Origin of the sequence: Tateyamaria armeniaca, assembly GCF_045797845.1 — a bacterium.
Lineage (GTDB): Bacteria > Pseudomonadota > Alphaproteobacteria > Rhodobacterales > Rhodobacteraceae > Tateyamaria > Tateyamaria armeniaca.
This window is the reverse complement of sequence record NZ_JBHDIY010000002.1, coordinates 4,044,977-4,065,748: the sequence shown is the minus strand read 5'-3', so window position 1 is coordinate 4,065,748 and position 20,772 is coordinate 4,044,977. Positions and strand designations below refer to the sequence as shown.

Sequence of the window (20,772 nt, the reverse complement as noted above, 5' to 3'; positions counted from 1 at the left end):
TTGGAAAAACGCGTGACGTTTCGCGGATGGCTGTTGCCTGCTTTGCTGATTGCGCCGCAGGTCATCATCTCGGCTGTGTTTTTCTTCTATCCGGCGGGGCAGGCGATTTGGCAATCGCTGTTCATACCCGACCCCTTCGGCCTGTCGGCCCAGTTTGTCGGCTTTGGCAATTTCGAATTCCTGCTGAGCGACCGGTTCTATCGCGCGTCATTTGTGACCACGGCGATATTCTCGATCCTCGTCACCCTCTGTTCCATGATCCCCGCGCTGTTTCTGGCGGTCATCGCCGACCGGCTGATCAAGGGGTCCGGCGTCTACCGCACGCTATTGATCTGGCCCTATGCCGTGGCCCCTGCCGTGGCGGGCGTGCTGTGGCTGTTCATGTTCAACACCCGCGTGGGCGTCGTGTCATGGTATCTGGGCAACCTGGGCTATGACTGGAACCACGTGTTGAACGGGGGCGAGGCGATGGGCCTTGTCGTCGTCGCCTCGGCCTGGGGCCGGATCAGCTACAACTTCCTGTTCTTCTTTGCCGCGTTACAGGCCGTACCACGCTCGGTCATTGAGGCCGCCGCGATCGACGGCGCGCGCTTTTGGAAACGGTTCTGGACCATTGTGCTGCCGCTTTTGTCGCCCACGACCTTCTTTCTGCTGGTCGTGAACGTCGTCTATTCCTTCTTTGAGACCTTCGGCGTGATCCACACCATCACGGCAGGGGGTCCGCAGCAATCCACCACCATCCTTGTATATAAGGTGTTCTCGGACGGGTTTGTGGGCCAGGACCTTGGCTCATCCTCTGCCCAGTCGGTCATTCTGCTGATCGTGGTCGGGTTGCTGACCATCATCCAGTTCAAGTTCATTGAAAAACGGGTGCATTACTGATGGCAAACGAAGTGCATGGGATGGTGGAAAAGCGCGGATCGGGCCTGTGGTTGACGCATGTGTTCATGATCCTCGGGGTGCTGGTGATCTTCTTTCCGATCTGGCTGGCCTTTGTCGCCTCGACTGTGACGCAGCCCGAAATCGTGCGCCCACCGATGCCGCTCTGGCCCGGGGACCAGTTCTGGGAAAACTATTCGGCTGCGCTGTTTTCCGGTGTGAACGTGCCGGTGTCGACGATGCTGCTCAATAGCCTCGTCATGGCCATTGGCATTGCCGTGGGCAAGATTGTCATTTCGCTCCTGTCGGCCTTTGCCATCGTCTATTTCCGCTTTCCGGGGCGCAACATCTTCTTCTGGATGATCTTCCTCACGCTGATGCTGCCGGTCGAAGTGCGGATCGTGCCCACGTACGAGGTCGTCGCGGGCTTTGGTATGCTCAACAGCTATTCGGGCCTGATCTTTCCGCTGATCGCATCGGCGACGGCGACGTTCCTGTTCCGCCAGTTCTTTCTCACCATCCCGGATGAATTGGCCGAAGCAGCGCGCGTGGATGGGGCCAGCCCCATGCGGTTCTTCTGGGACATCGTCGTGCCGATGAGCCGCACAAATGTCGCCGCCCTGTTCGTGATCCTGTTCATCTATGGCTGGAACCAGTACCTTTGGCCGCTCTTGATCACGACGGACCCTGAAATGAACACCATCGTCATGGGCATCAAACAGATGTTCCCGTCGGGCGATGATGTCGCCGACTGGCCCGTGATCATGGCCACTTCGATCCTTGCGATGATCCCCCCGGTGATTGTCGTGGTCGGCATGCAACGGCTGTTTATCCGCGGCCTCGTGGACAGTGAGAAATAGAATATGGCGACCGTCACCCTTCAAGATGTCAAGAAAAGCTTTGGCCCCACGGATGTGATCCACGGGATCAGTACCGAGATCGAGGACGGTGAATTCATCGTCATTGTCGGCCCGTCGGGCTGTGGCAAGTCCACGCTGTTGCGGATGGTTGCGGGGTTGGAAACAGTCAGCGCGGGCGACGTGATCATCGGCGGGACGCGCGCCAATGACCTTGAACCCATGGACCGTGACATTGCGATGGTGTTCCAGAACTACGCGCTTTATCCGCACATGTCGGTGCGTCAGAACATGGGTTATGGCCTCAAGATCGCCAAGCTGCCCAAGGATCAGATCGACGCCAAGGTCGAGGAAGCTGCCAAGCTTTTGCAACTCGAAGCACTGTTGGACCGCAAGCCCAAGCAACTGTCAGGTGGTCAGCGCCAGCGTGTCGCGATGGGGCGTGCAATTGTGCGCGAACCAGCGGTGTTCCTGTTTGACGAACCCCTGTCCAACCTCGATGCCAAGCTGCGCGTGCAGATGCGCCTTGAGATCAAGGAACTGCAATCCAAGCTGGGGATCACATCGCTTTATGTCACCCACGATCAGGTCGAGGCGATGACCATGGCCGACCGCATGATCGTGATGAACGGCGGTGTCGCTGAACAGATCGGCACGCCGCTCGAAGTCTATGAAACCCCGCGCACTCTTTTTGCTGCGCAATTCATCGGCAGCCCGGCGATGAACATCATCGACGCCGAAGTGGCGGGCGGCAAGGTGCTGCTGGCCGGATCGCCCGTCGCCGACGCGACAGGTCCGGATGGTCCGGTCAAACTCGGTGTCCGGCCAGAGCATCTGTCGCTCGATCAAGAGGGGCCATTGCAGGTCACTGTCCAAATGACCGAACCGCTGGGCGCAAACACGCTGTTTCACGGCAAGCTGCAAGGCGCGCCTCTGGATTTTACGGCCAGCCTGCAAGGGGTGCACACGCTGCAGGACCGCGGCCACCACATGCGGTTTTCCATCCAGCCGGGGCAGGCGCATTTGTTTGACACGGACACCGGATTGCGCCGCAGCAGCTGACGCGTGGGCCAGACGCACGGGCTGTGCCCGCCTTCGCCACAAGGGAACCACCGCGGTAAGAACCGGCGCGCAGCACGTGTTTTACAAGTCAAAACCGTTGCGCTTTTGTGGATGTTGCTTTTAGGTGGCTGAATTAAACTGTTACGTTAAGCCTTTGCGTCGGAGACCTTTTTGCCAAAACTATCAGATCGGCAAAGTGAATTTTTGAAAGTGCATTTGGGGTGTTGCGCCCCGGTCAGCGCGGCTGAGAACGAGGCCCTAAACAAGCTGACACCAGAAGAGCTTGCCACAAAGGACTTGACCAAGACGGACGTGAAGGCCTTGTTCAGCAACGACAATATGGAGGCTTTGCGCAAGACCAAGTTCAAGGGCGAAGGGACGATGGGGCTCAATGCGGCGATGAAACTAGTGGCCGCCGGTGTTTCCAACGATGACCGCATGAAGGTAATGAAAAGGCTTGAGGAAGAAGTCGGCAGCCCTCCGACCGCAGACCAACTGGCCGTTGATTATGGCCGGTTCCTGATCCTGCGCAAACAGCAGCAGGCAATTGCAGGCAAAGAGGCCGAGGGTCTGTCAGAATTCATGCACGGGGATTTCATGGGATCGCGAGCGCAGTTGATGTGTGGCAAAGTGCTGGGCGATGCCTTTGGCATTCACGAGGTGTTCGGTGCGCTGCTGAGCCCCACGGGCGGTCTGGTCGGACCGGGCAATCTGGCGGTGAGTCTGGACCCGGATAACCCGATTGCCCTGCACGGCACGGTCCATGATGCCGCCGGGTATTTGCAAAACTTTCATGATCAGGGTCCCGGGTATCACTATCTGGACGACAAAGTTCAGATTATTCCGGCAAGTTGGCCGATAGCGGGGCAGTTTGACGGAATTCCATACTGGGTTGAGAAGACCTCAGGCGATGGTGTGGTCAAAAAAACCGCGGCCGCTGTTATAGCCTTGGAAAAGGGCCTGAAGACGGTGCGTGACGCGGTTGCCTCGACCATCGACAACATGCTTGATTTCTTCCGGGGCAAAAAGGATCAGGATTTCGAACCCCAAGAGGACACCGCCGAGGAGGTGCTGGACACCTCCCAAGCCATTGAAGATGCTGTCGACAAGGCACAAGACGCCACAAAGCAAACCCGCGATCCCGAAAGCACCCTTGGTCCCGACACGCCGAAAGAGACCAAGGACAAGCTCGACGCGATGTCAAAATTCATCTGGAAGTGATCCATGGCCCCCATCCACATTCATCCCTCGGAACTGGCCTATGCCTTTGCCTATGCCAAGGTGTCCAACATCATCGGGTGGGGCGATGCGCCGTTCTTGCCGGACGACCCGGACGCCATGTCCGAGTGGGTCAAGGAGGGCGGTGAGCGGTTGCAGGCCTCCGGGCGTCTTTTTGGTGACCCCGACCAAGGTCTGAACTTTACCGACGAGATGACGGCAGCCGTTCTGGCCCTTGTGAACCCCACCATCGTGCTAACCAGCGAGCGCAAGGCTGGCGATGACGTGCAGAGGCTGACCGTACATGTGTCGGGAAGCGATTTTGTCGGCCTGATCCAGCGCGGCGACGGGATGTTCGAGATGACCCGCTATGCAGATTTCACAGCCGCAGCTGGTGCCTGTGCGGCCTTTGTCGGTGCAACGCTGGATCGGCTTGAGGCTGAAGCCCGCATCGAGACTGATCACAAGACCCTGGCCACGCTGCATGGCTCTGCCGGATCGCGGCGCGACGATGTGGTTGCGGCCATGGTCAAGCTGGGTCTGTCCGACCCTGATGCCGGGTCTGCGGCGGATGCCTTTGCAGCGCCGTCGACCGCCGGTGTGCTGAGCGTGCTTTACTGTGCGGGCAATGCGGTGCAGGAGGCCGAGCCACTCACGGTCATGACAAATGCGGACAAAGACACGTGGATCATCTTTCCGCTGGCTGGCCTTGACGGGCCGATGGTCCTGGAACGCAGTTCGGTTGCCGCGCTGACGGCCCGTGTGTCGGTTACCACAGCGGCGCGGGTCAGCGCCTCGTCCTGAGCCTGATCTACCCTTGCGGTGGCCCGGCAGCGACGAGACTTGAAAACGGCTTGCCCGCCGTAGCTTCGTATTCATCTTCGTCCCAGAACCCGATCAGAATGCCGGTTTCGGTCGCCTTGGTCTGACTGTCCAGAACCTGCCGGGTCGCCGTGACCCGTGTGTGATGGCGCAGTGACCATGCCAGCAGCGCGTCTTTCATCCGGACGCGCACCGCAACGTGTTCGGGTTCATCAGACTGACCGTGATCGTTGACCTCTTCCGGGTCGGTTTCCAGATCGAAGAGGATCGGTTCGAACCCTTCGCAGTGGATGTATTTCCAGCGCCCGTCAAAGATCATCTTGGTGAACGCATCCTGCTGCGCGACGTTCAGCACGCGCGCCATTTCAAAGCTGGAATAGTCATGTTCGCTGATCGCGTAGCGCCGGTAAAATCCATCGCCTGCATGCAGCAAGGGCGTAAGGTCACGTCCCTCGACCACTTCAGGTTTGGGTGCACATCCAAGCGCCGTCATGAAAGTGGGGGCAAGGTCGATCATCTCGATCAGTGCGGCATTGTCGGTGCCGCGCGTCGCGTCCGCCTCGGGCCTTGGGTCGGCGATGATCAGCGGCACCTTGGCCGCACTTTCGTGATAAAAATCCTTATCCCCCAGCCAGTGGTCACCCATGTAGTCGCCGTGATCCGAGGTGAAGGCGATGATCGTGTTGTCGCTCAGCCCCTTGTCATCCATCCATTTGAACAGACGCCCGAGGTTGTCATCAAGCTGCTTAATCAGCCCCATATAGGCGGGGATGACGTGCTCGCGCACATGATCGCGGGCAAAGCTTCGGCTGACCCGCATGTTCTGGTAGGCGCGCAACAGCGGGTGATCCGTCTCTTTCTCAGACTCTGATCGGATCGGGTCGATCACGTGTTCGGGCCCGTACATGTCGTGATAGGGGGCGGGCACGATATAGGGCCAGTGCGGCTTGATATAACTGAGGTGACACAGCCACGGGGCATCGCCGTCGATCGCGCCTTCCATGAACTCCATGGCGCGGTTCGTCATATAGGCGGTTTCGGAATGTTCCTCGGGTATGTTCGCTTCAAGCTGCGAGTTTTCCAGCAGCCAGCCCGAGACCAGCTTGCCGTCCTTGTCATAGCCTGAGTTTGCAAAATCCTCCCACGGGTTGTCGGATGTGTAGCCAAGGGAGACGAGGTAGTCGTCATAGGCTGACCATTGCTGGCGGGAACTGTTGGGGTGCAGGCCGTCGTCGCGATCAAAAGGTTCAAAGCCGCATTGCGCGACACGCACGCCAATCTCGCTTGCCGGATCAATGCCCAGCCAGTCCATGCCGACCTTGTCAGCGACCATGTGGGTCTTGCCGACCAGCACCGCGCGCGCACCTGCGTCGCGCAGATGATCCCCCAGCGTTGGCTCGCCCACCCGCATGGGCATCCCGTTCCAGGTCGAGCCGTGGCTGCGCACGTAGCGCCCCGTATAGGCAGACATACGCGAAGGCCCGCAGACGGGGGACTGCACATAGGTGTTGGTGAACCTGACCCCGCGTGCCGCCAGCGCGTCAATGTTTGGTGTGTGCAGATGCGGATGCCCGTAACAGCTAAGGTAGTCGAACCGCAATTGGTCGGCCATGATCCAGAGGACATTGGGGCGGTTGGTCATTCTGTCAGCTCCGGTTGAAGAATCGTGTCGATGGGTTGGCGCAGGAACTCTTCGAACCGCTCAAGCAGATCGACGAAGGTTTCTGTTTCGGAGTCCGTAAAGGTGGCCCGCAACGCATCCCGCCGCCGTTTCATGTAGGGGGCGGCGGCGGTGTATGCCGCGCGCCCGGCTGTGTCCAATTCCACAACGACCTGCCGCGCGTCCTTTGACCCGCGTGTCAGGCGCACAAGGCCCTTACGCTCCATCGCGGGCAACGCCCGGCTGAGAAGGGAGTGATCGGTGCGCTGGATATGGGCAAGGTCGCGGATGCTCATCGGGCCAGCGGCATGCAGATCCCACAGGACGCGCCATTCCACGGTCGTGAGGCCCGCTGTCTGTTGCAGAATGCGCATGCTCTGCTGGCGCGACGCGGCATAGGCCGAATCCACCCGAGAGAACGGATTGCGTGCCTCGTATGCGCGGCGCTGATCTATCCGGTCTTGCTGCGGTTGGGAGTGCTTTGTCATGCCGCGTTGTCCTTTGGTCGATACTAGACACTGAATAAAATTGCGTGACAAGTCATATAATGTCTGCAAGGTTTCCCCCAAGACCCCTGCGACTGCGGGGCGATGCGCCAGTGGAGGGGCGCTGCAATCTGGGAGGATTACCATGCTAAGAACCGTATTGATGGGTGCCACACTGGCGCTTGCGCCACTGGGTGTTGCCGCACAGGCCACGCTGACGGCTGAAACATCGTCGCCGGGCGGACCGGCGCACTATGTCTCGACAACCTTTGCAGCCGCGCTTGACAGTGCAGGTGTGGCGACGTTGCAAATGACCGAAGGCGCGACGCTGACAAATTCCGTGCAGGCCGTTGCCGAAGGGCGCGTGGATGTGGCCACGGCCCCTTTGATCCTGCCGTTTTTGCTGCAGCGTGGGATTGGTCCGTACAGTGGCGTAGGGGCAGAGAAAGGCGCGGAACTCGCCGCAGGCATCCGCGCGCTCTATTTCCATGCAGGGGCGCACCAGACCTTTGGCTACTACGATTCCAAGCCAGTGGCCAACATCCGCAAGCTCGACGGGTTGCGCATCTGGAACGGTCCCCCGCGCGGGGCGGCGCTGACCTCGGGGCGGGCCATGATCCAGTTGTTTGCCGGTCTGAAAGACGGCGAAGGCTACGAGGGCGTGCAGACACCCTGGCCTGATGCAGTCTCGACCGTGACCGGCGGTGCAGTGGATGCGTGGAGCTTTCCCTCTGGTCTGCCAGGTGGGCGCGAAATCCAGTTTTCCGCCGCCGGTGCGATCACCATTCACGACGTCCCGTCTGATCTGTTGAACAGCGAATTGGGCCAGCAAATCGTCAAGGCCCCGGGCCACGCGCCGTTTTCGGTGCCTGTGGATGTCTATCGCGCAGCCTACGAGGGCAACGACATCACCATCGTGACCGATGATGACACGTTCGACAGCTACTCCACAGCCTTTGCCGAGATTGTGCAGGCCAGCATGCCCGAAGAGCTGGTGTTCGACATCGTAACTGCCATGCTCAACGCGCAGGAACGGTTCGAACAAGGCGCGCCCATGGGGCCGTATCTGAACATCACCTTTGGCGACATCGACGGCGTCAGCCAAGGCGCGTGCGGGGCCGTGCAGATCAAGATGCACCCGGGCGCCATCCGCGCCTACGAAGCACAGGGCCACACAATTGCGGATTGCCTGCGCCCCTAAGTGATCCGGGCCCGGTCTTCTTGGCCGGGTCCACAGCCCCGATCGGACGCCGCGCGTGACAGAGATGACCCCCAACAATCGCTCGACCGGTCACCGTATTGCGATGGGCCTGTCCCTGATCCTGGTGGTTGTGGGGATGATCAACACGCTGCCCGAGATCGAGGGTCTGCAGAATTGGGCGCGCGAGGTCACGGGCATTCCGCTGCTGCGCATTTCCGGTTTTGCGACGGAATATTTCTTCCCCCCGTCTTTTTCCTGATGATGACCATCGTCGTCTTTGACGCGAGCGTGTATCGCGCGTGGAAGGTCGAGCGCCCCAAGCGCGCGTGGCTGGGCCTGTTGCTGGATCTTGGCCTGATCACGGCGGCGTTTCTGGGTGCATTCGGCTACATGGTCGAGATCGACAGCGTCTGCCTGATCGACCAGATCACCGGAGAACGCGCGCGTCTCATTGCCGAGGATGCCGCGAATTCGGCCAACGTGATCCCCGGCATCTCGTTCGAGGCCGAAGTGCCGTCCTGTCAGGCCCGCTTTGGCAGTTGGACGATCCCGCTGCTTTTTGTCATCATCACCCTGTTTTTCCTTTACAATGTGCGGGTCTGGGGCCTGCCGCTGGTGATCGTGTCCAGCATCGTGGTGCTGTATACGGTGGGCACAGCACTGATCTGGGTCTTTGATCTGTCGGACAACAATTTCCTGCTGACCAAGCTGGGTGCGGATGGCGGTGATGTCATGGCGGCGGCCACGCAGAAGGCGACGAATGTGTTTATCTCGCCCGATGGGTTCATGGGCCGGTTCATGGATATCGTCGTCAATCAGGTGTTTCCCTATGTGATCCTCGGCGCGCTGTTCGGCACGTCAGCCGGGGGCACATCGCTGATCAAGCTGGCCGTGCGCCTGACCCGGCATTTGCGCGGCGGGCCCGCCCATGCCGCCATCGTGTCCTCAGCCATGTTTGGCACCATCACCGGCGGGCCGGTGACCAATGTGCTGTCTACGGGGCGCCTGACCATCCCGATGATGCTGCGCAACGGATTCAACAAATATTTTGCCGGCGGGGTCGAGGCGGCGGCCTCCTCCGGCGGGCAGATCATGCCACCGGTGATGGGGGTGGCCGCCTTTGTCCTCGTGGCCCTTACGGCGGTGCCCTACACCAAGGTGATCACGGCAGCATTTCTGCCAGCACTCTGCTTTTTCTTTTCGATCTTTCTGGCGGTGATGTTTCAGGCGCGGCGCGAAAACGTGGCTGCGATGCGCGAGGTTCCGGACGATCTGGTGATGGAGCGGCAGGACTGGTTCAATCTCATCATCATTTTCGTGCCGATCCTGACGATCCTGTACCTGTTGCTCGGAAACAAGGATGCCGTGGCCACGGGGCTGCTCGCTTGGATGTTCGGGGCTGACAGCGTGCTTGTCCTGACCATCATCAACGCTACGGGCGATGCAATTTCGGCCGGGTGGTGGGCCGTTGCGATCCTAGTGCCGCTGTTGTTTCTCGATGCGGACACCCGCCGCAACCCGTCCCGCGTGCTGGTGTCTCTGGGCGAGGGGGGGATATTGCTGTCTCGCCTATTCCTGTTGCTGTTTGCAGTGTCGATCATCGCCGCCTTCCTTAACGAAAGCGGGCTGACGGGCGAGTTGACGCGCGCCGTCACCTCGTGGCTGGAAAAAGTTAATGTGCTGCGCCTGTTCGGATACGAAATCCCGATTGTGGGCGGGGTGTACCTGATGCTGGCGCTGATCTGCGCGATGCTGTGCGCGATCCTGTTGGGGATGGGCATGCCGACCGTGCCTGCCTACGTCAACGTCGCGCTGTTGCTGGGGCCATTGCTGGCCAACCTCGGCGTCAGTTTCTTTACGGCGCACATGTTTGTCTTTTACTTCGCCGTTGCCTCGGCCATCACGCCGCCGGTCGCAGTTGCGGCCTTTGCCGCAGCTTCGGTCACGGGGGGCGAGCCGATGCGCACGGGGGTGGCTGCCGTGCGCGTGGGCATCGTGATGTTCACGATCCCCTTTGTCTTTGCGTGGTATCCCGAACTGCTGCTGATCGAAGAAGCGGTGACGATCAGCAACGAAGCAGGTCAGCGCGAGTTGATTGCGGGCTACACCGGACAGGTCGACTGGGGCCAGTTGAGCATGCTTCTGGCGAAACTGGCGCTGTCGCTTTATCTGGTGGCCTCTGCGCTGTCGCGATTTGACAAGATGCGGTTGGCGCAATGGGAGGTTGCATTGCGCCTGCTGCTGGCCGTGCTTGTGTTGTGGAAGACGCCGCTGGTGATGACCATCGGGCTGGTTGCTGCGCTGGTGTTGCTGGGCTGGCACCACGTGGTCAAGGTTGCGCCGCCCAAGGATGTCATTGCCGAGTGAGCCGTGCGCCGGATGGCATTTGACTTGGCGCACCTGCGGCGTGATCCTGCACGAGTTGGAAGAGGACCCTGCATGCTGATGTTCAAACTGCCAATTAAACCCTGCACACGGGGGCGTCCTTGAAAAAGCTGATTGATCTCGACAATGCGTTTTTTGCGCATGCGTGGCGGCGCCATCTGACGCTGGCGGTCTGTTTCGGATGGGGTCTGTTCGAACTGGCGCTGGGCAATGCGATCTGGTCCCTCGTCTTTGTTGCGCTGGGCGTTGTCGCCTTTTGGCAGTTCCGTCAGATCGACTGGTCGAAATATGACGGCGGGCACTAGTTCGCGCGCTTATTCAATCGCGATGACTTCGATGCTGGTCAGTTCGGGTTCTCCGCCCCGTGCGCCGCTGCCCGCAGCGATCCATAACTTGCCGTCATGCACGCAGCAATTCGTGCCGTGCCGCGCACGGTTGAGGGGTGCGCCCAAGTGCCATTGACCTGCGCGGGGATCGAATATCTGCATCTCGGTGAACGCTTCCATCCGCCCGGCCTCGCCCCCGACATAGTGGATTTTCCCGCCCAGCACGCCGGTGCCCCCGGCGGCGGTCTGAATGGGCAGGGGTTCGGGATGAACCGACCATTCCTGGCGCGCAAAACTGAACACATCCACGTCGCCGATCGTGTCAAAGAACAACTGATTGTAGTCGGTGCCATTGTGTCGCCCCGTCTCGCGCCCGCCAAAGAAATAAAGGATGTCGCCGACAATGGCGCAGGGCGCGTGATCCCGTTTGTTCGGCGCGTCCGGCAGGATTTCCCAAGCGCCTGTTTCGGGGTGGATGCGATCAAACCACGCCTGAGTGTCCGCGTGGTGCCCGTCCACGATGCCGCCCACAACATAGATCCAGCCATCGCTGTGCAGGGCGCATCCTGACGCGCCGCGTCGCCGTTCCGCCGGTATCGTCGGCCCTTCCAGCCAGCGATCTGCCTCGGGTTCGTAAATGAACACGGTTTCCAAAGGTGTCTCGCGGGGAAACAGCCCTGTCATCGTGCCCAGCAACCAGATTTGCTTGCCCACGATCACCGGCTGAAAATGGTGGATTTCGATGGGGGTGGGGTGCCATGCGTCCAAGTGTTCGTATCTGGATCAAAGATATCGACCGGCTGAATACGCCGCCCGCCAAAGAGGTAGAATTTGCCACCATACGCGGCAAATCCGTTTTCGTGCCGACAATGCGGTGCGCCGTTACAGTCCAGTGTGATCCAGCTCGACATGGCCTTGGCCCCTTTGTGATCTAGCGAAACATAAGGCGGATGTGCTCGTGCCGCGCGCCGCTCTGCGGCCCGACTGCGCGACTGCAAACGCCACCGCACGCGCCGTGCCCATTTTGCCGCCCCCGGATACTCCGATCCCGATGGAAGGCGCGATTTACGACATCCACACCTCCCTGAATACGTATTGCAACCGGTTTCAGTCTTGGTATCGTCATAGCAGAAGATGGGTCAACGCAGAATCGTGACATGAGCGATCAGGCGGACCCTCGACAGGGGGAATTCGCGTGGACGTACAATCGGGACAAAACGGCGCGGGCATATGCTGACCTTTGATGCAGATCAGGCCGACCCCATCGCCATTTGCGACGAGCTGTTGAATGGCGCCGGTGCCGTCAAGATCAAGGGGCTGTTCACAGCCGATCAGATTGCCGATGCCCGGGCCATCATCATGGAGCATTCCGACAAAGAGGGCGACAAAGTCACCCATTTTCAGGGCGCTGCGATGGAAGAAGGGCGTGTCAACCTGCAGCGTCGGGTGTGGAATCTGCTGGCCAAGGGGGCCGTCTTTTCCGACATGGCCGCACACCCGGTGATAATGTCTGTTCTCAGCCGCTGGCTGGGCACCGAATTCATCATGGGGTCCATCGCCGCCAACCGCATCCTGCCCGGCGGGCCGGGGCAGGAGCCGCATATCGACTTTCCTTATTGGGATTTCCATGGGGTCGAAACGCACCCGATAGGTCTGAACGCGTCGTTCCCGATGAACGCGCAGGTCACCATTGCACTGGACCCGTTTACGGAAGAAAGCGGCGCGACTGCCTACCTGCCCGGCACCCAGAAACACCTGCGCTATCCCACGCCCGAGGATCACGCGCATTTCTACGACAACTGCGCGCGCATGACGGGTGATCCGGGTGACACGGTGTTGTTTTTCGGGGCCGCGTGGCACTGCGCAATGCCCAATCAGGCCGATCACGACCGCAACGCCGTGCTGATCAACTACATTCCCAAATGGGTCAAACCGCTTGAGGATATGCCGGGCGCTCTGCCTGCGTCTTTCATCGATGCCGCAAGCCCCGAAATGCGCCAGCTTCTGGGCTTCAACTATCCCTATCCAGAGGTGCTGGATCAGGCGGATGCAGTGAACGCGGAAGGGATCAAGTGAGCGCGCTTCTGGACGGCATCAAGGCGAACAATTTCGTCATAGTTGGCCGGGCGGGCATCGATTTTTTCACCGATGTCGGCGTGCGGGCCGAAGATGCGGAGCGCCTTACCGTCGATCTGGGTGGCTCTGCGGCCAATATCGCGGCGGGCATCTGCAAGCTGGGCGGCAAGGCTGCGCTGGTCACGTCGGTGTCTGATGACTCGGTCGGCAGCTATTGCATCAACCGCCTTGAGCATTACGGGGTCGACACCACCCACGTACGCCGGGTGGGCGGCGAGTTCCGCAATTCGCTGGCATTCTACGAAAGCGTGCTCGAAGGGCACCGCAACGTGATCTACCGCAACGGGGCTGCCGATTTCCAGATGGAGGTCGCGGATGTCGAAGCGGTGGACTACGCCGCCTACGGCGCGCTGATCACGGCCGGAACCGTCTTTGCCGCTGAACCGTCGCGCAGTGCCACCTTTCGCGCCTTCGAACTGGCCAAGGCCGCGGGTGTGCCGATCATCTTTGACGTGGATTACCGCCCCTATTCGTGGCCCTCGCCTGAGGTTGCCGCAGAGGTTCTGAGCCGTGCGGCGGAGGCATCGGACATGATTGTGGGCAATGACGAGGAATTCGGCTTTATGGCCGGGGGCATGGACAAGGGGCAGGCCAAGGCCCGCGATCTGTCCCGCTCCAGCGCCGAAATTGTGATCTACAAAAAGGGTGAAAACGGCGCTGTGACCTATGCTGGTGATCAGGAAATCTCGACCGGTATCTACCCCGTTACCGCCGTCAAACCCAACGGCGCGGGGGATGCGTTCATGGCCGGTTTGATGACGGGCCTTGCGGCCAGCAACGACCTTGAAACCGCGATCCTGCGCGGGTCGGCCTGCGCGTCGATCACCGTGTCCAAGCCCGGCTGTGCGCCTGCCATGCCGGACCCTGACGTTCTGTCGGCCTTCCTGACCAACCATCCCGGCCCGACACACCCGTAATTCCAAGAAGGAGGCCGCCATGCATATCGCGCCTTACGACAATCAGAACAAACCCATTGTCGATGCGGGCGATACGACCGTGCCCCTCAACTACTTCAACATCGTGAAGCTGAAGAAGGGTCAGGCGTTCGAATATGCGGTGCCGGGGTTTGAAACCTGCATCGTGCCTGCCACGGGTACGGTTGATGTCGATGTCGAAGGGTTTAAGGTCGCAGACCTTGGCGGACGCGGCGTGGATGTATGGGACGGAGAGCCCGAGGGCGTCTATGTGCCCACCGCTGCGCGGGCCGAGATGATCTGCACCTCGGACGCGGCCGAAGTGTTCGTGGCCGGGGCCAAATACGACAAGGTGCTTGAGGCGTTCGCTGTGCGCAGCGACGATCTGGACCTCGTGCAATACGGATCGGACGACACCAAGACGCATCGCAAGATCAAGCACATCCTCGGCACCAAGTACCACGACAAGGTCGGACGCTTGCTGGTGTCCGAGCTGTTCACGGTCGGGCAGGGCGGCTGGTCAGGCTTTCCCAGCCACAAGCACGACACGGACCGCTCTGAGGGTGGCGACGTGATCGAAACCCGCCATGACGAGACCTACAATTTCCGCTTTCGCCCCAATCACGGATCAGGCGTACAGATGCTGCAACGCGCCGAGGGCAAGGCCGGGGATGCCTATCACATCGTCGATGGGTCGACCATTTGTCTGGACAACGGATACCACCCCTGCGCGGTGCTGCCGGGCTATGAAATGTATTACTTCACCATTTTGGCCGGTCTCAGCCAGCGTAGCCTTGTGCAGTATTTCCAACCCTCGCATGCCGATCAGATCGAAACCATTCCCGGCATCAAAGACATGATCGCAAAATTCAAATGACACTTGCCACGCTTGCTGACGTCCTCACCCCGGCCCGCGCTGACGGCTACGCTGTTGCGGGTCTCGTTTGTCTGGGCTGGGAAGACATGCGCGCCTATGTGGCCGCCGCCGAAGCCGAAGAGTGCCCTGTGATCCTGCAGGCTGGGCCGTCCTGCCGCGCCCATACGCCCCTGCCCGTTCTGGGTGCGATGTTTCGCAATCTGGCCGAAGCGGCCTCGGTGCCCGTCGTTGCACATCTGGATCACGGATACACATTTGAGGACTGCAAGGCGGCGCTGGAGTCGGGCTTCACCTCCCTGATGTTCGACGGGTCGCGCAAACCGCTGGCGCAGAATATCGACGAAACCGCAGCCATCGCCGAGATGGCGCACAAGGCAGGGATCTCGTGCGAGGGCGAGATTGGATTTGTCGGTTATGATCAGGGCGAAGCCTCGGCAGGAACAGACCCGGACGAGGCTGCCATCTTTGCCCGGGAAACCGGCGTGGACGCGATGGCGATTTCAGTTGGCAACGTGCACTTGCAGACCGACCAGTCCGGCGGTCTGGACGAGGCGCGCATCGCTGCCATTCAGGAGGTGACAGACGTGGCCCTTGTCATACATGGCGGGTCGGGCGTACCGGCCGCGCAGCGGCGCAAGCTCGCGACCTCCACCAACATCTGCAAATTCAACATTGGCACGGAACTGCGTCAGGCTTTCGGCTCTGCATTGCGCGCCTCGATCAACAGCGATCCGGCACGATTTGACCGCGTTGCGATCCTCAAGGACACGCATGATCCTCTGGTCGAAGCGACAAGGGCGGTCTTGCGGACGATGCGCGCGCCCTAGATGGCTGCGCTATAGGTACGCTCGCCTGCCGTGACATCTGTCGGGGTAACCAGTTGCACCGCGATCAGGCGCACCAGCGGATGTGCCCAGCGATCAATCACGAATTTGAACCCGTCCCACGTGACGGCCCCGGCAAAGGCGAGGGCCACGCGATCCAGATCCCGGATCAGCGCGCTATCGGCGCGCTGCGCGGGGCTCAGCTCCGCTTCGTGATAGCACATCAACTGTTCGACCAGATCGGCCTTGAGGCGGTCGCGATCGGTCAGCGCATAACCGCGCCATGTGGCGGGCTTTCCGTTGTCGATCCTATCGGCATACTGGCCGGTGACCGGAATGTTCTGCGCAAAACCGTCGGGGTAGGTCGAAATTGCAGACGCGCCCAGACCGATCAGGTAAGGGGCGCGATCATCCGTATATCCCTGGAACGAGCGTTTCAGTGATTTCGAATAATAGGCCTGGGCCAGCGTGTCATGCGGCAAGGCGAAATGGTCGATCCCGATCTGGATGTACCCCTGACCCAGCAAGGTGCGCCGCGCCTGATCAAAGAGGGCAAGGCGCGTCTTGGGATCGGGCAGCGCGTCGCTTGGGATCAGCACCTGACGTTTTGACATCCACGGCACGTGAGCGTAGCCGAACAGCGCGATGCGGCTGGGCTGCATGGCAAGGGCCGCATCTAGGGTGGCGGCCAGAGTGCGCGATGTCTGGAAAGGCAGGCCGTAAAGGAGATCGAAGTTCAGCGCCTCGATTCCGCGCGCGCGCAGATCGTCGACCACCTGTTGCGTCAGTTCGCGGGACTGCGTGCGCCCGATGGCTGCCTGCACCTGTGCGTCAAAATCCTGAATGCCAAGGCTTGCGCGGCTGAGGCCATGGGCCTTGAGAACATCAAGACGGGCAGGGCCTACATCTGTCGGGTCGACTTCGACCGAGAATTCTTCGAGCTCGTCAAGCTGCCAGATGTCGTTCAGACCACTGAGCAATGTGTCGAGCAGATCGGGGGACAGAATGGTCGGCGTCCCGCCACCAAGATGCAGGCGACGCGGGGACGCACCGTTCACGAACCGGGCGCGCACGGCGCGTGCTTCGGTCAGGACTCGTTCGACATATGGGGCCAGCGGGGCATCGTTGCGCGTCCCTTGCGTGCGGCACGCGCAAAACCAGCACAGTCTGCGGCAAAAGGGAACGTGGACATAAAGCGAAATCTCTGCATCCTTGGGTGCAGCACGTTGCCAAGCACCCGCGCAGTCCGAATCCACGTCGTCGCTGAACCAGTTCGCGGGAGGGTAGCTTGTGAATCGCGGCACTTTCGCGTCAAATAGGCCAAAGCGGGACAGGTCGGATACATGTTTCATAACGTCAGGATGAACGCGGCTTTAGGCACGCGCATTGACCCAGATCAAAGGGCCGCGTGATGGCAGGACGGGTTCTGGCAACGCAGGACTGTTCGTCCTGCCCGATCCGGCACCGCGCCGTATGCGCGCGCTGTGACGAAGACGAGCTGAGCCAGCTGAACGACATCAAGTTCTACAAAACCTACGCTGCAGGCCAGACCATCGCCATGCGCGGCGATGCACTGGATGTGGTCGCCTCGGTCGTGGCCGGGACGGCGACGCTGGAACGAGTGATCGAAGACGGGCGCACGCAGATGGTGGGCCTTTTGCTGCCCTCGGATTTTATCGGCAGACCGGGTCGCCCGACGTTGCAATATGATGTGACGGCGGTTTCCGATGTCACCTTGTGCTGCTTTCAGCGCAAACCGTTCGAGGCGCTCTTGATCCGCATTCCTGCCGTGCAGCAACGGTTGCTGGAAATGGCGCTCGATGAGCTGGACGCGGCGCGCGACTGGATGCTTCTGCTGGGCCGCAAAACGGCGCGCGAAAAGATCGCCAGCCTGCTGATGCTGATTGCCAAACGCACCGTGCATCCCGACGGAAAGGTGATGGGCGACACCACGCGCCTTGAACTCCCGATCAGCCGCGAGACCATGGCCAACTTCCTTGGCCTCACCATCGAAACGGTCAGCCGGCAGTTTACAGGGCTGCGCAAGGATGGCGTGATCGAGCTGGATGGCAACCGGATCGTGCGCATCCCCGACCTCGAGGGGCTGTTGTTTGAAACCGGTGATGACAGCGACGGCGGCACCCTCTTTTAGGCGTCGCTGTCTTGCTTGATCCACATCAACGCGCGCCCTGACCCAACGCTCTATCCCCTTGTGTCGAAGCCAAAAGACAAAGGGGACGACATGTATTCCAATATTCTTATCCCAATCGCGTTTGACGCGGAAAAGGATGTGTCCGGTGCGATCGAGATCGCCAAACGGATCGCAGCCGAGGGCGCGTCGATCACCTTTCTGCACGTGATGGAGCAGGTGCCCATCTACGTCACCGAATACATTCCCGACAATATCCTGTCAGAGACCCGCGAAACGGCGCGGGCCAAGCTGAACGAGCTGGTCGGGGACATCGAAAACGCCCGTGTCGTGGTGATTGACGGCCCCACCGGACGGAGCATCACCAACTGGGCGGATGAGACGGGCGTGGATTGCATCGTCATCGCATCGCACACGCCGGTGATGTCCGACATTCTGCTTGGCTCGACGGCCGCCTGGGTTGTGCGCCATGCCCACTGCGCGGTGCACGTGATCCGTTAAAGCGCGCAAGGTTGATCCAGATCAACGCAGGCCCTGCGCGTCCTGCCTATCACCAAAAATTGCGAACAGGTGCGCGGCCCCCATTCGGGGCTGCGCAAAACGACAAAGGATAAGTCATGTTGGATTATGTCAAACTGATTGCCCTTGGCCTTGTTGCCCTTCTTGCCGCCATTGCAGCGGATTGGGGGCATGACGTGGCCTATCAGGTGCACGCCGCGCTGATCATGCTGATCGCGGGCGGAATGTTCATCTGGCAGTTGCGCCAGATCGGAAACGCCCCGGCGGTTGTAGATACAAGCGGGTATCTCGACAGCGTTGTGCGGGCCGGGGTGATTGCCACGGGGTTCTGGGGCGTCGTCGGCTTTCTGGCGGGCGTGTTCATCGCCTTTCAGCTTGCCTTTCCGGGGCTGAATTTCGAATGGGGGCAACCCTTCACCAATTTCGGACGGTTGCGCCCGCTGCACACGTCAGCGGTGATTTTTGCCTTTGGGGGCAACGCGCTGATCATGTCGTCGTTCTACATCGTGCAGCGAACCTGCGGCGCGCGCCTTTGGGGCGGTAACCTCGCGTGGTTCGTGTTCTGGGGCTACCAGCTGTTTATCGTGCTGGCCGCCACCGGCTATCTTCTGGGGGCCACGCAATCCAAGGAATATGCCGAACCTGAGTGGTATGTGGACATCTGGCTGACGCTGGTTTGGGTGGCCTTTCTGGCCGTCTACCTCGGCACCATTTTCCGCCGGCGGGAAAAGCACATATACGTTGCCAACTGGTTCCTTCTGTCCTTCATCATCACCGTCGCGATGCTGCATATCGTGAACAACCTGTCCATCCCGGTCTCGCTTCTCGGCTCCAAGTCGGTGCAAGTGTTTTCGGGTGTTCAGGATGCGATGACGCAGTGGTGGTATGGCCACAACGCAGTCGGGTTCTTCCTGACTGCCGGGTTCCTGGGCATGATGTATTACTTTGTGCCGAAACAGGCCGAGCGCCCTGTGTTCAGCTACAAACTCAGCATCATCCACTTCTGGGCGCTGATCTTCCTTTATATCTGGGCGGGTCCGCACCACTTGCACTACACCGCTTTGCCTGACTGGGCCTCGACCCTTGGCATGGTGTTTTCGATCATCCTGTGGATGCCCTCATGGGGCGGTATGATCAACGGTCTGATGACGCTGCAAGGCGCGTGGGACAAACTGCGCACTGATCCGATCATTCGGATGATGGTGATCAGCCTCGCCTTCTACGGCATGTCCACTTTCGAGGGTCCGATGATGTCGATCCGCGCGGTGAACTCGCTGTCGCACTACACCGACTGGACCATCGGGCATGTGCATTCCGGCGCACTTGGCTGGAACGGCATGATCACCTTCGGGGCGCTTTACTTCCTCACGCCACGTTTGTGGGGGCGCAAGCAGATGTATTCCATGTCGGCCATCGACTGGCACTTCTGGCTCGCGACCATCGGCATCGTCCTTTACGCCGCGTCGATGTGGGTCACCGGCATCATGGAAGGCCTGATGTGGCGCGAAGTCGACGCCCAAGGGTTCCTCGTGAACTCGTTCGCCGACACCGTCAGCGCCAAGTTCCCGATGTATGTGGTGCGTGGTCTGGGCGGGGTTCTCTACCTCGCGGGCGGTATCATCATGGTGTGGAACATGTGGATGACCATCCGGGGCGGCAAGCCCGTCTCGGTGTCGCCACCCGCCCCTGCAACCGCGCAAGCCGCTTAAGGAGTTAAAAACATGAAAACTCAATTTCTTCAGCGACACCAGATCCTTGAACGCAGCCCGACGCTATTGTTTGTCTTCTCGCTGCTGACGGTCACCATCGGTGGCATCGTGGAAATCGCGCCCCTGTTCTACCTCGAAAACACTATCGAAGAGGTGGATGGGATGCGCCCCTACAGCCCGCTTGAGCTGGCCGGGCGCGACATCTACATCCGCGAAGGGTGCTATGTGTGCCACAGCCAGATGATCCGTCCCATGCGGGACGAGGTCGAGCGCTATGGCCACTACTCACTGGCGGCGGAGTCGATGTACGACCACCCGTTCCAGTGGGGGTCTAAACGCACCGGTCCCGATCTGGCACGGGTGGGCGGGCGTTATTCGGATGCCTGGCATGTTGATCACTTCAACAACCCGCAGTCTGTCGTTCCGGAATCGATCATGCCGAAATACGCCTTCCTCGGGCGCACGCCCATCGAGGGCGAGCATATCGAGGATCTGCTGCGCACGCACCGCATGGTCGGTGTCCCTTATACCGAAGAGATGATCGAAAACGCGGTCTTCGATTTCGCAGCCCAGGGTGACCCGGATTCCGATTGGGATGCTTTGGTCGAACGCTATCCCGGCGCGGTTGTGTCCAACTTTGATGGTCAGCCCGAACTGACCGAGATGGATGCGCTGATTGCCTACATGCAGATGCTGGGCACGCTGGTCGATTTTTCGACCTTCACACCAGATGCAAGCCGCTAAGGAGG

Annotated in this window: 22 protein-coding genes; 17 read left to right on the top strand and 5 right to left on the bottom strand. The window is 60.3% G+C overall.

Features of this window, described 5'->3' with window-relative positions; genetic code table 11:
* The 5 genes from ugpA to ACERZ8_RS20590 all read left to right on the top strand — a co-directional run bounded on the left by ugpA (position 1) and on the right by ACERZ8_RS20590 (position 4,820).
* Positions 1 to 882 carry a sn-glycerol-3-phosphate ABC transporter permease UgpA gene (gene ugpA, locus ACERZ8_RS20610; protein WP_407594064.1) on the top strand — a complete coding sequence of 294 codons (882 nt, stop codon included), beginning with the start codon at positions 1 to 3 and terminating at the stop codon, positions 880 to 882.
* A 20-nt stretch (positions 883 to 902) separates the two neighbouring features.
* Positions 903 to 1,739, top strand: coding sequence for a sn-glycerol-3-phosphate ABC transporter permease UgpE (ugpE, locus tag ACERZ8_RS20605; RefSeq protein WP_407594328.1), 837 nt, complete (start codon positions 903 to 905; stop codon positions 1,737 to 1,739).
* Positions 1,740 to 1,742: 3 nt separating this feature from the next.
* Positions 1,743 to 2,798, top strand: a complete 1,056-nt coding sequence (locus ACERZ8_RS20600) for an ABC transporter ATP-binding protein (protein WP_407594063.1) — start codon at positions 1,743 to 1,745, stop codon at positions 2,796 to 2,798.
* A 297-nt stretch (positions 2,799 to 3,095) separates the two neighbouring features.
* A complete protein-coding gene (locus ACERZ8_RS20595) occupies positions 3,096 to 4,019 on the top strand; it encodes a hypothetical protein (protein ID WP_407594061.1) in 924 nt (307 codons plus the stop codon).
* A gap of 3 nt (positions 4,020 to 4,022) precedes the next feature.
* Entirely contained in the window at positions 4,023 to 4,820 is a 798-nt protein-coding gene (locus ACERZ8_RS20590) for a hypothetical protein (protein ID WP_407594060.1), read from the top strand.
* Positions 4,821 to 4,827: 7 nt separating this feature from the next.
* Here ACERZ8_RS20590 and ACERZ8_RS20585 read toward each other — a convergent pair whose 3' ends face one another.
* On the bottom strand, positions 4,828 to 6,480 hold the full coding sequence (locus ACERZ8_RS20585; protein ID WP_407594059.1) for a sulfatase-like hydrolase/transferase: 1,653 nt from the start codon (positions 6,478 to 6,480) through the stop codon (positions 4,828 to 4,830).
* On the bottom strand, positions 6,477 to 6,986 hold the full coding sequence (locus tag ACERZ8_RS20580; RefSeq protein ID WP_407594058.1) for a MarR family winged helix-turn-helix transcriptional regulator: 510 nt from the start codon (positions 6,984 to 6,986) through the stop codon (positions 6,477 to 6,479). Before ACERZ8_RS20580 ends, ACERZ8_RS20585 begins: the two co-directional genes overlap by 4 nt.
* 142 nt (positions 6,987 to 7,128) lie before the next feature.
* Between ACERZ8_RS20580 and ACERZ8_RS20575 the strand changes: the two genes are divergently transcribed.
* The 4 genes from ACERZ8_RS20575 to ACERZ8_RS20560 all read left to right on the top strand — a co-directional run bounded on the left by ACERZ8_RS20575 (position 7,129) and on the right by ACERZ8_RS20560 (position 10,874).
* Positions 7,129 to 8,184 (top strand): TAXI family TRAP transporter solute-binding subunit, encoded by a 1,056-nt coding sequence (locus ACERZ8_RS20575; protein ID WP_407594057.1) that lies wholly within the window; start codon positions 7,129 to 7,131, stop codon positions 8,182 to 8,184.
* A 55-nt stretch (positions 8,185 to 8,239) separates the two neighbouring features.
* The gene (locus tag ACERZ8_RS20570; RefSeq protein ID WP_407594056.1) at positions 8,240 to 8,443 is read left to right on the top strand and encodes a hypothetical protein; all 204 of its coding nucleotides are present in this window, start codon (positions 8,240 to 8,242) and stop codon (positions 8,441 to 8,443) included.
* Positions 8,443 to 10,551 carry a TRAP transporter permease gene (locus tag ACERZ8_RS20565; protein ID WP_407594055.1) on the top strand — a complete coding sequence of 703 codons (2,109 nt, stop codon included), beginning with the start codon at positions 8,443 to 8,445 and terminating at the stop codon, positions 10,549 to 10,551. Before ACERZ8_RS20570 ends, ACERZ8_RS20565 begins: the two co-directional genes overlap by 1 nt.
* Positions 10,552 to 10,670: 119 nt before the next feature.
* Positions 10,671 to 10,874: a hypothetical protein gene (locus tag ACERZ8_RS20560; RefSeq protein ID WP_407594054.1), complete on the top strand. Its 204-nt coding sequence runs from the start codon at positions 10,671 to 10,673 to the stop codon at positions 10,872 to 10,874.
* A 9-nt stretch (positions 10,875 to 10,883) separates the two neighbouring features.
* On the opposite strand, the gene ACERZ8_RS20555 is transcribed toward ACERZ8_RS20560, so the two are convergent.
* Complete coding sequence (locus ACERZ8_RS20555; protein WP_407594053.1) at positions 10,884 to 11,609, bottom strand: Kelch repeat-containing protein; 726 nt, start codon at positions 11,607 to 11,609, stop codon at positions 10,884 to 10,886.
* A 2-nt stretch (positions 11,610 to 11,611) separates the two neighbouring features.
* Complete coding sequence (locus tag ACERZ8_RS20550) at positions 11,612 to 11,806, bottom strand: hypothetical protein (protein WP_407594052.1); 195 nt, start codon at positions 11,804 to 11,806, stop codon at positions 11,612 to 11,614.
* Between the two features lie 319 nt (positions 11,807 to 12,125).
* On the opposite strand from ACERZ8_RS20550, the gene ACERZ8_RS20545 reads away from it, so the two are divergent.
* From ACERZ8_RS20545 to ACERZ8_RS20530, 4 genes are read left to right on the top strand one after another with little or no spacing between them, the layout of a single operon-like run.
* Positions 12,126 to 12,971: a phytanoyl-CoA dioxygenase family protein gene (locus ACERZ8_RS20545; protein WP_407594051.1), complete on the top strand. Its 846-nt coding sequence runs from the start codon at positions 12,126 to 12,128 to the stop codon at positions 12,969 to 12,971.
* Positions 12,968 to 13,948 (top strand): 5-dehydro-2-deoxygluconokinase, encoded by a 981-nt coding sequence (gene iolC / locus ACERZ8_RS20540; RefSeq protein ID WP_407594049.1) that lies wholly within the window; start codon positions 12,968 to 12,970, stop codon positions 13,946 to 13,948. Before ACERZ8_RS20545 ends, iolC begins: the two co-directional genes overlap by 4 nt.
* A 19-nt stretch (positions 13,949 to 13,967) precedes the next feature.
* Entirely contained in the window at positions 13,968 to 14,822 is an 855-nt protein-coding gene (locus ACERZ8_RS20535; RefSeq protein WP_407594048.1) for a 5-deoxy-glucuronate isomerase, read from the top strand.
* Entirely contained in the window at positions 14,819 to 15,649 is an 831-nt protein-coding gene (locus ACERZ8_RS20530) for a class II fructose-bisphosphate aldolase (RefSeq protein WP_407594047.1), read from the top strand. Before ACERZ8_RS20535 ends, ACERZ8_RS20530 begins: the two co-directional genes overlap by 4 nt.
* Here ACERZ8_RS20530 and hemN read toward each other — a convergent pair.
* A complete protein-coding gene (gene hemN / locus ACERZ8_RS20525) occupies positions 15,646 to 16,998 on the bottom strand; it encodes an oxygen-independent coproporphyrinogen III oxidase (RefSeq protein ID WP_407594046.1) in 1,353 nt (450 codons plus the stop codon). The two genes, ACERZ8_RS20530 and hemN, sit on opposite strands and share 4 nt — an antisense overlap.
* 59 nt (positions 16,999 to 17,057) lie before the next feature.
* On the opposite strand from hemN, the gene fnrL reads away from it, so the two are divergent.
* The 4 genes from fnrL to ccoO all read left to right on the top strand — a co-directional run bounded on the left by fnrL (position 17,058) and on the right by ccoO (position 20,767).
* A complete protein-coding gene (gene fnrL / locus ACERZ8_RS20520; RefSeq protein WP_407594044.1) occupies positions 17,058 to 17,798 on the top strand; it encodes a transcriptional regulator FnrL in 741 nt (246 codons plus the stop codon).
* Between the two features lie 90 nt (positions 17,799 to 17,888).
* Positions 17,889 to 18,296: a universal stress protein gene (locus ACERZ8_RS20515; protein WP_407594042.1), complete on the top strand. Its 408-nt coding sequence runs from the start codon at positions 17,889 to 17,891 to the stop codon at positions 18,294 to 18,296.
* A 116-nt stretch (positions 18,297 to 18,412) separates the two neighbouring features.
* Positions 18,413 to 20,023 carry a cytochrome-c oxidase, cbb3-type subunit I gene (gene ccoN / locus ACERZ8_RS20510; RefSeq protein WP_407594040.1) on the top strand — a complete coding sequence of 537 codons (1,611 nt, stop codon included), beginning with the start codon at positions 18,413 to 18,415 and terminating at the stop codon, positions 20,021 to 20,023.
* Positions 20,024 to 20,035: 12 nt separating this feature from the next.
* Positions 20,036 to 20,767, top strand: a complete 732-nt coding sequence (gene ccoO / locus ACERZ8_RS20505) for a cytochrome-c oxidase, cbb3-type subunit II (RefSeq protein ID WP_407594039.1) — start codon at positions 20,036 to 20,038, stop codon at positions 20,765 to 20,767.
* The last annotated feature ends 5 nt before the right edge of the window (positions 20,768 to 20,772 follow it).